This is a genomic window from Candidatus Zixiibacteriota bacterium (assembly GCA_019038695.1).
In the GTDB taxonomy this organism is placed as follows: Bacteria; Zixibacteria; MSB-5A5; order GN15; family FEB-12; genus B120-G9.
Map to the genome: position 1 here is coordinate 1 of JAHOYZ010000027.1, position 14,743 is coordinate 14,743.

Here is a 14,743-nt window from a genome sequence, read left to right on the forward strand (position 1 = left end):
GGGTAATGGCGATGGAACCTTCCAGAGTGCGGTTAACCATGCCGCCGGAGATAATCCTGTCTCTGTTTTCTCGATTGATCTTAACAGTGATGGTCACAATGATCTGGCCACAGCGAACTATAGCTCTGACAATGTTTCGATACTGCTGGGTAATGGCGATGGAACCTTCCAGGGTGCGTTTAACTATGCCGCCGGAGATCGCCCTGTCTCTGTTTTCTCGATTGATTTTGACGGCGATGGGGACAATGATCTGGCGACTGCAAACATAGACTCTGACGATGTTTCGATACTGCTGAATGAAACGATAACGGACATCGATGGCGATGGGATAAGCGACGACGATGATAACTGTCCAACCGATTATAACCCCGGACAGGAAGATACTGACGGTGACTTGATAGGTGATGCCTGTGACCTTGACGACGACAACGATGGTGTCGAAGACCTTGTAGATTTAGACCCGCTCGACCCCAGTGTATGTACCGATGCCGATTCAGACGGGTGTGATGACTGCACAATAGGTACTGATGGCTTCGGTCCCTTAGCAGATAATGACCCTGCCAACGACGGATTAGATACAGATGCTGATGGTATCTGTGATGCTGGCGACCCTGACGACGATAACGATGGCGTTTCGGATGCTCTCGATCCAAACGACACTGATCCCGATATTTGTGGTGATGCTGATTCCGACGGTTGTGATGATTGTACTATAGGTACTGACGACTTTGGCCCCTTAGCAGATAATGATCCTGCCAACGACGGCATGGATACAGACGCTGATGGTATCTGTGATGCTGGTGACAATTGCCCCGACTCAGCTAATACCGATCAATCTGATGTAGACAGTGACACGATTGGTGATGCTTGTGATAATTGCCCTGATTCAGTCAATACTGATCAGTCTGATGTTGATGGCGACACGGTGGGCGATGCCTGTGACAACTGTCCGGATGATCCCAACCCGGATCAGCTCGATACCAATGGTGACGGAGTTGGAGATGAATGCTGCTGCATCGGCCTGCGTGGCAATGTCGACTACGTATTGCCCGATGAAATCAACATCGCTGATCTGACTTACCTTGTAGCGTACTTATTCACTGGTGGTCCGCCGTCAGAATGCGAAGAAGAGACTGACATAGACGGCAATGACGAGATCAATATCGCTGACTTAACCTATTTGGTTTCGTACTTGTTTACTGGAGGACCCGCACCGGTTGTGTGTCCGTAGGGGTGGGATGATTGTCGAAACTGAAGACAGTGTCGACCTACAAGACTGGATGCCGGATCAAGTCCGGCATGACAAGTCCTTCGGGGGGATCAAGTCCGGCATGACAAGTAGTTCGGCCGGGTCTTACACATTACAGAATGGGGCAGACGACAGGTATCACCTGTTTAGGGCGTCTGCCGCCCACTTATGTAGTACCAAATTCCATGGGTGTTTGCCGCCCACGGAATCTGTCAGGGAATGGTTCCACCACGCATGTTTTAGTGTATCTACAAAGAAAAACGCGGCAGACAATCATGTCTACCGCGTGATGCTCAAACAGAGCTTAGTAATTTAGTTCACTTCGACTTTTTTCTGTCCCTTGGAGATCAGGTCCGAGTACTCGTTGCCTGATAGAAGAATCTCTACCGCCTTTTGAACGGCGGGATCGGTTCTTAGAACTACCTCTTCATAGACACCACGTTCTCCAGCAATTGCAGATACAATCTCGCGTTTGACAGTTTTGCGGATGTAGTTCCGCGACCGGTCAAAGTCATGACCCTTTTCGGATTCCACTGCAGCTTTCAGGCTGTCGAGCATGTTGGCAAAAAGGTCGGTCTGCTCTTCCTTTTCGATGGTCTCTTCCAGGCGTTCGACGGATGCTTCGAGGGCCGAAGTATAATCGAATTCTCTTTCCTCAATGTAAGCCCGAAATTGTTCGACGATGTCGTCGGTTATCTGGAAGCCAGGTTGTACATCGGGATGGTCGGAAACATACTTCACGGCAAAATCGAAGAACATCGACTTGCGGTAAAGGTTGATTTCGATTGGTTTCCAAAGGTCGCGTTCGACTTCGATGTCGGGAACAATACCGCCACCTCCGTACACGATCCGGCCGCCATTAGTATAGAAGATTTCCTTCTCTTCAACGACAGTCATAGTGTCGGTCTCATCAGCATCTTCGAGGTTGGCACTGGCGTGGGCGTCATCCTTGGCCTGTTTCTCAGGTTTCTGAATGCATCGTCCCGATGGAACGTAATACTTGGCGGTCGTGAGCTTAAGATTCATGGAGCCATCGTTGGAAATAGGGAATATCTGTTGCACCAATCCTTTGCCATAAGTTGTGGCCCCGAGGATGAGACCGCGATCCCAGTCCTGAATGGCTCCTGAGACGATCTCGGAGGCAGACGCGGTGCCCTCGTCAACGAGGATTATCAGCGGTTTGTCAGCGTACAGGGGCGGTCGTTCCGATTGGAAATGACGTTCACTGTTTTCGAACCGTCCCCGGGTGTAGACGATCTCGCGGCCCTGCTCGAGGAAAAGCTCAGCCGTTTCCTTAGCCTGGTCAAGAAGACCACCGCCGTTGGATCGCAGATCGAAGATCAAAGCCGAGATGTCCTGCTCGTTGAGAGCGCTAATTGCATCGCGTAATTCGTGACTGGTCTCTTCGGCAAAACGTGAAAGGCGGACATAGCCAATATCAGTCTCGGGAACGACGCCATAATAGTTGACCGACTTCAACTCAATCACAGCTCGCTCGATTTCAAACTCAATAGGGTCTTCAATACCAGTTCGTTTGATTGAGAGGATGATTGAAGTGCCGGCTTTTCCACGCATCAACTTGGATGCTTCCGAGGCCGTCATACCTTCGGTAGAGGTTCCTTCAATCTCCCAGACGACATCTCCTGCCCTGAGACCTTTGCGATAAGCGGGGGTGCCTTCAATGGGCGATATGATGCGTATTCGATCATCGCGGGCATCAATCTGCATCCCGAGACCTTCATACTTGCCATGGGTAGATTCCATCAGGGCATCGTATGATGAGCGCTTCAACAGGCTGGAGAAACGATCAAGCCCGGACAGCATACCTTCAATACCGGCAGTGATGACTTCGTCAGCATCAATCTCTTCCATGTACTGGTTGCGGATATTAAATGCAGTCTGGGTCAATCTCTTGACGTCGCGAAGGAAAGACTCTCTTTTCTCGCGTTGGGTTTCTTCGGGAGCTGTCTCAGTATCATTCAGGTCAATATGAACAGTATCGGCCCAAAAGACAGGCTCACTTGACGGTTGTCCCTGATAAGCCTCACCTGAACCTGCGAACCATATTAGAGCCAGAGCGAAAACGGTGAGTCCAAAGAGCTGAACTGTAAAGCGAACCATATTTGTGCCTCCATTGCACTTGGGGTCATTCTTTCTGCAATCTATCTACCAGAGTTCTATTGTCAAGTTCCGCCTGTACTTGTGGCGACTCAATCCTTCTGCTTCTTATACGCCTGTAATGGCGTTGTGGTTGCCGCTTCGACTGATGTTAAGAAGGTTGTTTTTACCAACCATATGCCATTTTTGATGTTGCCGCAGCCAATGTCAGGCCCCACATTAAGTTGTGATTTGTCCGTCACTCCCGTGAGAGTCGGGCTTGGTTGATAACCTGTTTGCATATATCGGGTTGCCCAGTGGGAACCATCACCGCTGGGCGAAAGATTGTGCTGATTGTGAACATGTGAGATGAAGGTAGTACGCCCCGAAAAGCGCGACTCTGTCCCTATAGCCATACTGATGCACCTGTTGATACCAGGGCTTGGCCACATATATTGGAAAGAGTATTTGTTCGGTCTATTCATCTTTCTTATCACCCTTACAGCCTCAGTATTGTTTGTCGTCTCTCTGTTCATTGCAATCCCGGTGCCAGCCCGACTGGTCATTTATGGTCTTCCCGTACTGTTCTATATCTTCTCGTTCGTTGATCTCTTTCGATCAGTCAGGACTGCGGCGGGAAAGGTGAGGCATACCCAACGCAGAGCAATTGTGTGTCTGACCGTTGGGTTTATTTTCCAGCTATTCTGGCCATTGGCTCCTGCTAACCTCGCTGTACGCAATTTCCCTGACATATTTATTCAGAACAGCGGAAACCTGTCGCCGTTCCATCTTGAAGGCGATTTTCTCAAGGCTAGTTCGCTGAGCTACTTTTTCAGCGTCTGGGTGGTGGACAAGCGGATTATCCATTCCTTGCCGGAGCGTTTTGATCTGGTGCGTTTCCACGACGAAACCGGCACCAAACAATGCGGCTGGGTAGTTGGATTTCCGGCTGAGGTGGTGGAACTTGCAGACGGAATTCTCATTGTCGATAACACACCGATCATTTCTATGGGCAGTAACGTGCCAGCTCTACCGGGAGACTGGCCGCTGGTCTCAGTCGGAGGATACAATATATTAATTGTCACGATGAATCTGGGCACGGTCGAACGTTTCCACGAAATCGATCTGGGAAGAATTGTCGGAAAGGTTGGTAAGGTTTTCTGAAACACTCGCAGTATGTCATTTTCGATCTGGACGGCACATTGATAGATTCCTCCGATGGGGTTGTAGAGGCTGTGAATTACTCATTACGGGAAATGGGAGAGCCGGAGCAGCCCCCGGATAAGATCAAGCCGTTTATTGGCTATTCGCTCACCCATATGTATCCGCATTTCACCGATGCACCCATGGGCGAACTACGCCGCCTCTTTCAGATTCAGGCCAAAAGGTCGATGGTTGCCTCAACTGTCGTTCTACCGGGTGTGGAGGAGGTGTTGAAGAGGCTCCATGAAGCTGAATACGGTCTGGCCATTGCATCCACCAAGATCATAATACATATTTCCGGTATCCTCGCTAAGTTTGGGTGGGAATCGATCTTTGAGGTGTTTTCCGGAGGGGATGAGGTGGCCCAGGTCAAACCCGATCCAGAGATATTTCGTCTCACGCTCGAAAGGTTGGAAGCCAATCCGGGGCAAGCGGTAGTGGTGGGCGACACGGTCAATGACGTCCTTGCAGCGCTATCTGTCCCTGTGTCGGTAGTGGCGGTGGCTTCACCATACGGGGGAGAGGACAAGGTTCGTCAGGCAGGACCGGATCATTTCCTTGAACATGTCGAGGAGCTACCAGATCTATTGACATCAATCTTTGAGAAAAAGAGTAAGTCCTGACTAATCACTTAGCTACGACCGCTTTACATTTGGCCAATGGTTTCTTTTATTAGCTACAACGAAAACATAGGTTCGTCTCAACTTGAGGAGTGTCTAAATGGACTCACGAATTGACAAACTTGCTAAACTGTTAATCCACTATTCGCTGAAAGTCAAAAAAGGGCAGTTGGTCAAAATACAGGGTGAGTATTCGGCGTTACCACTAATCAACGCCGCGTTTAAGGAAGCTGTTGCGGTGGGTGCCCAGCCATTCACCAAGATCATAGTTCCAGAGAACGAAGAGGTTTTCCTGAAATCGGCTTCGGACAAACAACTACAGTACATTCCTCCGATGGCGCGAACGGAGATCAACAAGATTGACTGCTTGCTGGTTATCTGGGGAAGTCAGAATACTCGCAGCCTGTCGGGGGTTGAACCGAAACGACAGGCCAAGCAGCGACGTTACATGGTTCCCCTGATGAACAAGTTGTTTAAACGCACCGGAGATGGATCGCTGTCATGGGTGGGGACACTGTTCCCGACCAATGCTGAAGCCCAGGAAGCGGATATGTCGCTGGCCGACTTTGAGGATTTTGTTTTCACCGCCGGTCATCTCAACGCGGCTGATCCGGCCAAGTATTGGAAGAAAGTTTACAAAGACCAGAACCGTCTGGTGCGCATTCTCAATCGAACCCGGAAGCTTCATTTCCGTTCCGATGGCACGGACCTCAAGATGAATGTCAAAGGGCGTAAATGGATCAACTGTGCCGGGACCGAGAATTTCCCTGATGGAGAGATTTTCACTAGCCCGATTGAGGATACCGTCAATGGCCATATCCAGTTCACTTACCCGGCCATTTATATGGGACGCGAAGTCGAGAATGTGCGGCTGGAGTTCAAGAACGGCAAAGTCGTAAAAGAGAGTGCCGGAAAGAACGAGAAGTTCTTGACCACAATGCTCAACATGGATAAGGGAGCGCGGTTTGTCGGTGAAATTGCGGTTGGGACCAATTACGACATCAAGCATTTCTCTAAAAATATTCTCTTTGATGAAAAGATCGGTGGCACGATCCATCTTGCGGTCGGAAAATCGATTCCCGAATCGGGTGGTAAAAACAAAAGCGCTATTCATTGGGACATGATCTGCGGTATGCAGAAAGGCGAGATTCTGGCCGACGGCAAAGTGATCTATCGCAAGGGGAAGTTCACGATCTGATGTTGTGGGCGGCAGACGCCCGCGCAGTACAAGTACATCATGGTGCTGAAGATGTTCCTTTGGTCGTGGATGTTGAGGAATTGTATGCATCGATCCTATCGAACTAGACCCACAGCAAGCTGTGGCTAGAATTTAATGATGGGATATTTACTATGTTGAAGCTCTGTTCCCTGGCCGCTGTGTGTGTCTGCGGTGTTAGCATCCTCTTTGCAGGTGGCTGCACGGTGCTCAAGTACTATGACATTGCCCCATTGACCAATCAGCAGCTGATTCAGGGATCACTCAGTTTCAAGATGTACTCAATGGACTGGGATCTACAGCGCTGCAATGACTCGACAATCTATTCAGATTCTAGGTACACACCAGAGATGCTCGACTTCTACTCCCAGTATCGCGACTTTCAGGTAGATACATTGAAAACATACTGGTCAATTCTCATTTGTCACGACATCAAGTGGGTCCAGAACACACACACCAGACTGCGGGTGGATTCAATCGCAATACTGTTGCAGAAGAACGGATCCAAGATTCCGTATGAGGGGCTTGTTCATGAGACAATTACTCACGATCGTTGCCCTTATGCAGCGTCCATATTCATCGGTCCGATCGGCATTCCTAAGGGCTACAAAGACACATGGTCAATTAGCTTTGTTCTGTCAATCTTTGATGCTGAGAGTGACGATCTGCAGGAGCGCATACCAGTCGAGTTGGAGTCCCATTGGAGGAAGAAGCTATATCCGATACATCCGTGAGTTCTACGAGATCCGTAGAAAGAGCGATTATCGTGGGCGGCAGACGCCCCCGTCTGCCCCATTCCAAAAACTTGTTGAGTTATCGACACTAGGAATAGACCATATAATATGGTAGTGAGGAAGAGACTAAACATAGCTGGACCTGCAATTGCTTTTATCACCACCACTGTGTTTGAATGGAAACCGATCCTAACTCAGATGAACGTTGCTGATACTATCATTGAAGAGATCCAAAAGACTCAATCACTATTTCAATGTTCGATGATAAGCTATGTGATTATGCCGAGTCATATTCATCTGCTCATGGGTTTTGCGAATATCGATGATCTATCGAAATATATGCAGAGTTTCAAAAGTATTACTTCCCGAAGAATCAAACGATTCACCCTTCAAGAATTGGCGGAGAATGACTTTAAATTATGGAAGCCACGTTTTGATGATTTGATTATTCAATCAGAAAGGCAATTGAGAATCAAAATGGAGTACATCCACAACAACCCCGTTAAAGCAGGACTGGTAGAAAATGCTGAGGACTGGCCGTATTCAAGTGCTGTTGATTGGCTGACATCAAACGGAAATGTAATTAAGATCGATAAGGCGTTTCATTGGTTAACGAAATGATGAAGGGGCAGACGAGGGCGTCTGCCGCCCACGCAAAATTCAAGGCCGCTGAAGTTCATTTCAACCGGGTCCCATCTCAAGGACTCGGTCCGCTCTGGACGCCTACCGGATTGTTGAGCGCAGGACTGCACATGCTGGTGGATGGCGCAGACCAATCTCGCTGGATGATACCGCGTAATTGGCTTGTGAATACATACGAGGCCGCATATGGCTATAGGACATCCTATGTGTACTAAGGGCATCAAGTGGTTGGTCCTGGGATTTGGGCTGATCCTTGTCGGAGGGTGTGGGATTATCTGGGATACGGAGTACGCAAAGGAGTACATAATCCGTGGCGATCCGTTTGAGACAGATAATACGATTGCATGTCGCGATCGGAATGTCAGGTTAACGGTTGCGGCTCGCCGCGCGCGACACCCTGTCGTTGACAGTTTTTACAATATCAGCATGGGAGTATCCCCTGCTGATGTCAAACGCCGGGGTGACACGTGCTTCATCAACCGCCTTACGATAGACCGTCTGTCAATAGAGTTCGTGGGGGATGATAACGGCCTACGGGATCTCCGGCCTGTTAAGGCCCGGTACTTTCCCAGCAGATCTTCGCCCAGGGGCCGATACCTTGAGTTTGGGCGGCATATGATCCCGAACAGTGTTGATACAATCAGGATTCACCTTTTCTACCGATATGAAGATAGCACCGGCGTAATGGCGGCCGACACGGTAGTAGATATGTGGAAAGTGGAGGACCATTTCACAGGAGCGATAATATGGTAATCCGTTGGATACTGGTGGTCTTCCGCGCGGGTGCCATGCTCAAACTTGGGCATGAATTAGATCAGAGGAATATTCATGAAGGGCAGACGAGGGTGCCTACCGCCCACGAACCCATAGCACAAGCTATGGGGCGCCGAACACGTAGACTACTCAGATAGAAAAGGCCGACGCTGTACAACGTCGGCCTTTTTGAATTCTATTGATCGAGATTGTCTTATGGTGTGCCGGGGGGCGGGCCACCCTGGAAAAGATAGGTGACCAAGTGTGTAACATCCGCGACATTTATAGTCATGTCTCCGGTACAATCTCCTGCTTCAGTGCAAACGGGGGGCGCGCCGCCAGTGAAAACATAGGCGACCAGATGAGTGAGGTCGCCGATGTTGATACTCAGGCTGTAGTCGAGGTCACCACTGATGACATGGATCATCGAGATTGTGGCCGGATCAAACCTTTGTGGCTCGTAGTTGATTTGGGGGGAGGTCAAACTCATTTGATGGCTGCCATTAGTCGAGTCCACATAATCGGATTCGCCACTCAAGGCAATAGGATCGGTAGAGAAGTGAATCTGCATCACCTCGCCCGAACCAGCCGGCAGATAGGGTGTTGGAGCATCAGGGTCAGCCATCAACTCAACGACCCACTTACTCGACCAGGGGTCAGAGGCAATGATTCGAACGGTATCGAAGTCAATCGTTCGTTCACCAAAGGTCACGGAGTCCATATCAATCACGCCCGAAGCACCAATTGTAAATGGAATCTGGATCCGAGTCAGGGGCTGCGAATTTCGGATATTAACTGACATCGCCACCGGTTGACCGGCAAACGCCGAATCGGAGGCGAATGTAACTGTGTCCCCAAGAAGGATGATAAAAGCCATTTCGTTCCGGGTTATTGGTCCCCATTCAGTGTCAATGGTCAGAGAAACATCGAATAGTCCCGGTTCGTCGTAGTAGTGGCTCGGGTTTTGTACGAAGGATGAGTCGCCGTCGCCAAAGGACCATACCCAGGTGGTGGTTTCAAGTGTTGACTGATCAGTGAAAGTGACCATTGCGGGAGCCTCGCCGAAATTTAAATCACCGGAGAAGTTCGCACCCCAGCCAAGTGCTTCCTCAAGATTCATAATGCCCCAGCCGTATGTATTGTTGGGGTCGCTAGCATTGTCGGCCCCATCCATAAGAGCTTGTCTTATAAGAGTTGGAGGAAACTCTGGACGCGCCTGAATCAGCAGGCACGCTGCTCCGGCCACTAGTGGTGTGGAGAGCGAAGTCCCGCTTGCAACCTGGTAGCCGGCATCGGAACTGGGTGATGCGCAGAAAGTGTTGGTGCCGAGGGCGCAGACTTCCGGCTTAATGCGGCCATCATAGGTCGGGCCGTGTGATGAACTCGTCGAGATAGTGCCGCTTGAATTAACGTTGCCCACACATAAGATGTCGAATGCGTCGGCCGGGGGAGTAATAGTTCCCGCTCCGGGGCCGCTATTGCCTGCCGAATTGCAAACCACGATGCCCAAACCGGCGGCGGTGCTTGCGGCGGCCGAAGTCACTGCCGTGAGACCGTCATAATCTTCATAGGTGTACCAGTCTGAGTAGCCCAGAGAGGAGGTGAGGACATCGGCGCCGAGCGAGTCCGCCCATTCCATGGCAGCTACCCAGTTGTCTTCTTCAACCTGTGTTTCACTGCGTATATCTTCCGTTTTACACAGGATGAAATTAGCTCGATAGGCTGGGCCATAGATTGAGCCGTCGAGAAATCCACCGGAGACCGACCAGATGTATGTCCCGTGGTTCCACTGGTTGCCCCAGTCCTCTGGTTCATTAGCCGTTTCGTCATCGTCAAAAATGAAATCCCGTTCGGCCAGGACTCGTCCTTCAGCATAATGATTCGCGAAAGCTTCATGGCTCTTGCGGTACCCGGTATCGAGGATGGCCAATGTAACGCCGGAACCGTCCAGACCCTGATTGTGACCGAACGGAATACTGATCTGTTCGAGTTGAGCGGCTGCCCCTCCGTAATTGAGAGCATCGGGCGAGAGCGACTTTTGGTCAATATCGTCAAACCGTATTTGTCCGATCTCCACCGGTTTACGTTTGTATCCAGCCACCGACCGCAGTTCTGCGACGTGCGGGAGAGAGGCAACATCGGCCAGTTTTGTGGTAGGAATGTCAAAGGAGGCGGCATTGAGCCAACGGGAAATGTGTCTTAGCTCACCACCGGTGAGGATGACCTGATCAATGTATTCCTGAACTACCGGCAAATCGGCAAAGACTACTATATCTTTATTAACCTTGGCACGCCGTTTCAAAGAACGTTCGGGGACAGTGATACTGGTAGCCTGATTGTCGAATTCCTGCTTAGTGAACACTCCCTTGTCTGTGAAGAAAACCCATACTCGGGCGGACTCTGCGTTCACCAGGCGAAGGCTCTCGAAGGTTGCTTGCCCGACGCCAATGTCTGTCTTGGATATCACCAACGGTTGTGGCTCAAGGATACTGAGTTGGGTAGTCGCGTGGCAAATGGAGACTGAAAGCAAAATGGCGGTTACAAAAAAGAGGCGATAACATCCAGGCATCCAGCGCTTGGTCATCTGTTCATCCTTTCGTCTAACTAATTGCAGATTACTGATATAGCACCGCAGGACCATAGTCTAAGCTAAACTTACATTGGTTTCGGGTTTTGTCAACCGTTAATTGTGTTTGACCTACTGCTATTGGCTTTTCCCCATATTTTTGGTGCAACAATTGCTATTCTGACTGATTCCAGACCATATTCCCAGTTCTTATGACCACCTGTAATTCATTATCGGACAAAGTGATGTACACTAAACTCACGTTGCACAATATATTTCCCGCGAAGGCATGGCGGATGCTCATGACTAAGACACAAAGAATAACAAGCTGCGTCGAAAAGTCAGAGTCCGGGGTGTCGCCCGTGCAGGACATTTCGACGATAACGCCGGAGTCAATATGACCATGACATTTAGAAAATCGTCTTCCCATGATGGGTTCACTTTTATTGAACTGATGGCCACCGTAGTCATTATTGGGATTGTATCGGCCATGGCTGTACCACGGTTTGATGCTGCCTTTGAGCGTATTCGTTACCGTAGCGCCAACAGGCTTCTTGTCTCTAAGATCAAGGTCGCCAGATCGTTGGCGATTTCCAGTAAAGTGCAACACGGTGTTTTCTTCGATGGAACCACAAAGCTTGTGGTTGTGTTCCGGGATGATTTGAACCCAGCATCGTACCAGTTTGACACTGGAGATTCAGTCATTACTACCGACTCCCTGGGGCGAGAATTCAGCTGGGTGGGCACCAATCTGGACGGCGACGTACTGGTTTTCGGTGCTAATGGTGCTGCGCACTTCACGGCCTCGGGCGGAACCGGAGCTAACATTGTGACGATGTTGAGCTCCGGACATACATTGGCGATCACGTCGCACAATGTGTTGGCATCAACCGGGCGAATCAAGTCGATGTCCAACTATTATTAGTAAGGGCAGATTTCGATTCAATCAGGGTGGCATTCTGGCCTATTTCGGGGCCATGTCGCTTTGAGCATCCTTGATACCGGGCCGTGTCTGGCCCACCCTGTACATTCAAAGGCCCCTGTCTTAGAGACAGGGGCTTTCTTGTTATCATTTCGGATTACCTAATCATGCAATTAAGACGTTAAGTGCGGCCATGTGCAAGCCGATAACTTATCTGAAAAGACATGATCTCCGGCACGAACAAACTGCCCGATGTATCCGCCTTTTTGTACCGGTGCGGTTAAATGAATGTGGATTATGTCGATATAAAGAAGCATACGAAAATGAAACGACCATAAACTATAGAGAAGCCTATGTTGTTTTCCTCAGAAAGCAAGAGTTCGGTCGGACTGGACATTGGTGCCAGTTCCGTCAAACTGGTCAAACTTGACCACACTAAGACAGGATTTTCCGTAGCTGCAATTGGCGTCAGGGAACTTCCGCCGGAAGCTATTGTGGGTGGTGAAATCCGCGACCGCGAGGCTGTAATATTCAATGTACAGTCTCTGATTGATCAGACAGATCCCAAGATCAGGGATGTAGTCATTGCTGTCTCAGGTCATGGTGTCATGACTGATCGATTCACGATCGACAAGAAGACCGGCAACGAAGCAGAGCAGGCTATTCTGTTTGAGACTGAGCAGCGTGCGCCATTCGATGTTGATGATGTCTCACTCGACTATCACATTATCAACGTTGATGAGGATATCAACAAAATGGATGTTTTGCTGGTAGCTGCTCGCAAGGAATATCTTCAGGCTCAACTCGATCTTGTGGAAGATTGCGGATTGCGGCCATGTATAGTTGATGAGGATGCCCTGGCTATCTTCAATGCTTACGAATACAACTATGAGGTCGACCCAACCAAGACTACGGCTCTGGTCAATATCGGGTTTGGTGTGACTAATATCACATACGTCAGAGATGGAAACTACCATTCCACTCGCGACGTTTCCTGTGGTACTGGTGATATCTATAATGCTGTGCAGAAGGAGTTCAGGCTTAACCCGGAGCTGACTAATAAGGCCATCAAGGGTGAAATGAATGATTCCATTGATCAGGACATGCTCAAGGCTACCATAATAACAGCTTCCGAGGAACTTTTCTCGGGCATTGATCTGGCTTTCTCCTATTTCAAGTCACAGAGCAAGGTTGATGCGGTCGACTGGCTCGTTCTTTCAGGTGGAGGTTCCTTGATTCCGTACATACCCGAATTGCTTCAGTCTAAACTTAACATACCACTGGAGATAGCCAATCCACTTCGCCGGATTGACTATGATCCGGAATTGTTCCAATATCTGCAACCTGAGAAAATCGCCCCCCTCCTGACGGTATCTGTAGGTTTGGCGATGCGGAAGGTGAGGTAAGAGACTGATGATTAGAATAAACCTACTTCCGAAACAGTATCGGAGGAAAGCAGTTAATCTGTCGCTTGGTAAGAGCGGGTTGTACGCATTTGGAGGTGCGGCCGGAATTATACTGATGCTAGTCTGTATCACGTTTTACCAGACGCACCAGATCGGGCAGTTGGAGGACAATATCTCCAAGGCTCAACAAAGGGCCGCGATGCTCCAGAAAGACATCCAATTAGTGGATGCGCTGACCGATGTCAAACAGAAGATAAGTGCCCGTATGACGGCAGTGGAGATGCTCGATAGCCATCGCACTGGCTGGGTTCGTGTTTTGGAGAATATCTCTCGAAACGTACCGGAGTTTATCTGGCTGGCCCATTTTACAGAAAAGGCACCGCCACCGGTTGACACCTCTGTCGCAGGTCAAGCGGCTACGATAGCCCCTGCCAACACTATGGTTCGGAGGGCAGAGATTGAGGGCTACGCATTTACTCTCAATGCACTGGCTTCATTCATGATCAACCTGATGCGTTCGGAATACTTTGATGAAGTCGAGATGACCTCGACCTCGGAAAAAGTGCTGGGCGATCAGAAGGCTTACAATTTTGTGTTGTCATGTGACCTCCATTTTCTCTCCGATGAGGAACTCAGGGATATTATCGCTATGGCCGCATCACCGGTCGACCAGAACAACAGCGCCACCCACAAGAGCCTTAACTGAGGAAGCTGATCATGGATTTCAAAGAACCCAAAACACAGAAGATAATGATTGGCGTGATTGCCCTCTTCATTGTGGGCTATTTCTGGTACACTCGTCTATATGTCAACTACGACGCTCAGATAGCTCAGAAGAGTGCTGAGTTTGAGACAATCACGACCAATCTGCGCAATGTGGAGATCAAGGCCAAGTCTCTGGATGCCCTCCAGGTGGAGTATACGGAACTGATCGACCGTTATCATGAGATTGAGGCGCTCCTACCGGAGGTGAAGCAGATTCCTTCTCTGCTCGTGCAGTTGCACACGGCTTCATCGCTGACCGGCACGCGCATTACGAATATTACTCCACGGCCGATAGGGACCGAGGACTTTTACAACATAGCATCGTTCGATCTGGAGATGACCGGCACCTATCATGATTTCGGTAAGTTTGTTTCATATATGGCTAACTTTCCGTTCATCGCCAACCTTTCCGACATGCAGTTGACTTCCCAGAAGTTGGTGATTTCGGAGGAATCCGAAGATGACGGTTCGAATACCAAGAAAGAGACAATGACAGCCAGATTTGTCCTGTCGACATACTTCGTTAAGGAGGGGGCACGGCTCAGTGAGTTGGCCCTTTAGGAGGTTACA

At 49.6% G+C, this 14,743-nt stretch carries 13 protein-coding genes; 11 read left to right on the plus strand and 2 right to left on the minus strand.

Features of this window, described 5'->3' with window-relative positions; genetic code table 11:
• Positions 1-1,231, plus strand: a 1,231-nt coding sequence (locus tag KOO62_09825) for a VCBS repeat-containing protein (GenBank protein MBU8934292.1), incomplete at its 5' end; no start/stop codon positions are given.
• Positions 1,232-1,561: 330 nt separating this feature from the next.
• On the opposite strand, the gene KOO62_09830 is transcribed toward KOO62_09825, so the two are convergent.
• Positions 1,562-3,370 (minus strand): S41 family peptidase, encoded by a 1,809-nt coding sequence (locus KOO62_09830; GenBank protein ID MBU8934293.1) that lies wholly within the window; start codon positions 3,368-3,370, stop codon positions 1,562-1,564.
• 345 nt (positions 3,371-3,715) lie between these two features.
• Between KOO62_09830 and KOO62_09835 the strand changes: the two genes are divergently transcribed.
• The 6 genes from KOO62_09835 (at position 3,716) to KOO62_09860 (ending at position 8,514) form a co-directional block, all read left to right on the plus strand.
• The gene (locus KOO62_09835) at positions 3,716-4,510 is read left to right on the plus strand and encodes a hypothetical protein (protein MBU8934294.1); all 795 of its coding nucleotides are present in this window, start codon (positions 3,716-3,718) and stop codon (positions 4,508-4,510) included.
• 38 nt (positions 4,511-4,548) lie between these two features.
• Positions 4,549-5,172 carry an HAD family hydrolase gene (locus tag KOO62_09840; protein ID MBU8934295.1) on the plus strand — a complete coding sequence of 208 codons (624 nt, stop codon included), beginning with the start codon at positions 4,549-4,551 and terminating at the stop codon, positions 5,170-5,172.
• A 97-nt stretch (positions 5,173-5,269) separates the two neighbouring features.
• On the plus strand, positions 5,270-6,367 hold the full coding sequence (locus KOO62_09845; GenBank protein MBU8934296.1) for an aminopeptidase: 1,098 nt from the start codon (positions 5,270-5,272) through the stop codon (positions 6,365-6,367).
• 152 nt (positions 6,368-6,519) lie between these two features.
• Positions 6,520-7,119 carry a hypothetical protein gene (locus KOO62_09850; GenBank protein MBU8934297.1) on the plus strand — a complete coding sequence of 200 codons (600 nt, stop codon included), beginning with the start codon at positions 6,520-6,522 and terminating at the stop codon, positions 7,117-7,119.
• 108 nt (positions 7,120-7,227) lie between these two features.
• Positions 7,228-7,740: a transposase gene (locus tag KOO62_09855; GenBank protein ID MBU8934298.1), complete on the plus strand. Its 513-nt coding sequence runs from the start codon at positions 7,228-7,230 to the stop codon at positions 7,738-7,740.
• Positions 7,741-7,947: 207 nt separating this feature from the next.
• On the plus strand, positions 7,948-8,514 hold the full coding sequence (locus KOO62_09860) for a hypothetical protein (protein MBU8934299.1): 567 nt from the start codon (positions 7,948-7,950) through the stop codon (positions 8,512-8,514).
• Between the two features lie 214 nt (positions 8,515-8,728).
• Here the strand turns inward: KOO62_09860 and KOO62_09865 are convergent, their stop codons facing one another.
• The gene (locus KOO62_09865; protein MBU8934300.1) at positions 8,729-11,098 is read right to left on the minus strand and encodes a S8 family serine peptidase; all 2,370 of its coding nucleotides are present in this window, start codon (positions 11,096-11,098) and stop codon (positions 8,729-8,731) included.
• Between the two features lie 379 nt (positions 11,099-11,477).
• On the opposite strand from KOO62_09865, the gene KOO62_09870 reads away from it, so the two are divergent.
• From KOO62_09870 to KOO62_09885, 4 genes are all read left to right on the plus strand, one after another.
• The gene (locus tag KOO62_09870; protein MBU8934301.1) at positions 11,478-12,005 is read left to right on the plus strand and encodes a prepilin-type N-terminal cleavage/methylation domain-containing protein; all 528 of its coding nucleotides are present in this window, start codon (positions 11,478-11,480) and stop codon (positions 12,003-12,005) included.
• A gap of 350 nt (positions 12,006-12,355) precedes the next feature.
• A complete protein-coding gene (locus tag KOO62_09875) occupies positions 12,356-13,408 on the plus strand; it encodes a pilus assembly protein PilM (GenBank protein ID MBU8934302.1) in 1,053 nt (350 codons plus the stop codon).
• A gap of 7 nt (positions 13,409-13,415) precedes the next feature.
• The gene (locus tag KOO62_09880; protein MBU8934303.1) at positions 13,416-14,114 is read left to right on the plus strand and encodes a PilN domain-containing protein; all 699 of its coding nucleotides are present in this window, start codon (positions 13,416-13,418) and stop codon (positions 14,112-14,114) included.
• A gap of 11 nt (positions 14,115-14,125) precedes the next feature.
• Complete coding sequence (locus KOO62_09885; protein ID MBU8934304.1) at positions 14,126-14,734, plus strand: type 4a pilus biogenesis protein PilO; 609 nt, start codon at positions 14,126-14,128, stop codon at positions 14,732-14,734.
• Positions 14,735-14,743: the final 9 nt, after the last annotated feature.

What these genes read in the sequence shown, in the direction of transcription:
- KOO62_09830 (MBU8934293.1), bottom strand. Translation starts at nt 3,370, where the DNA reads ATGGTTCGCTTTACAGTTCAGCTCTTTGGACTCACCGTTTTCGCTCTG.
- KOO62_09835 (MBU8934294.1), top strand. Translation starts at nt 3,716, where the DNA reads ATGAAGGTAGTACGCCCCGAAAAGCGCGACTCTGTCCCTATAGCCATA.
- KOO62_09845 (MBU8934296.1), top strand. Translation starts at nt 5,270, where the DNA reads ATGGACTCACGAATTGACAAACTTGCTAAACTGTTAATCCACTATTCG.
- KOO62_09850 (MBU8934297.1), top strand. Translation starts at nt 6,520, where the DNA reads ATGTTGAAGCTCTGTTCCCTGGCCGCTGTGTGTGTCTGCGGTGTTAGC.
- KOO62_09855 (MBU8934298.1), top strand. Translation starts at nt 7,228, where the DNA reads ATGGTAGTGAGGAAGAGACTAAACATAGCTGGACCTGCAATTGCTTTT.
- KOO62_09860 (MBU8934299.1), top strand. Translation starts at nt 7,948, where the DNA reads ATGGCTATAGGACATCCTATGTGTACTAAGGGCATCAAGTGGTTGGTC.
- KOO62_09865 (MBU8934300.1), bottom strand. Translation starts at nt 11,098, where the DNA reads ATGACCAAGCGCTGGATGCCTGGATGTTATCGCCTCTTTTTTGTAACC.
- KOO62_09870 (MBU8934301.1), top strand. Translation starts at nt 11,478, where the DNA reads ATGACCATGACATTTAGAAAATCGTCTTCCCATGATGGGTTCACTTTT.
- KOO62_09875 (MBU8934302.1), top strand. Translation starts at nt 12,356, where the DNA reads ATGTTGTTTTCCTCAGAAAGCAAGAGTTCGGTCGGACTGGACATTGGT.
- KOO62_09880 (MBU8934303.1), top strand. Translation starts at nt 13,416, where the DNA reads ATGATTAGAATAAACCTACTTCCGAAACAGTATCGGAGGAAAGCAGTT.
- KOO62_09885 (MBU8934304.1), top strand. Translation starts at nt 14,126, where the DNA reads ATGGATTTCAAAGAACCCAAAACACAGAAGATAATGATTGGCGTGATT.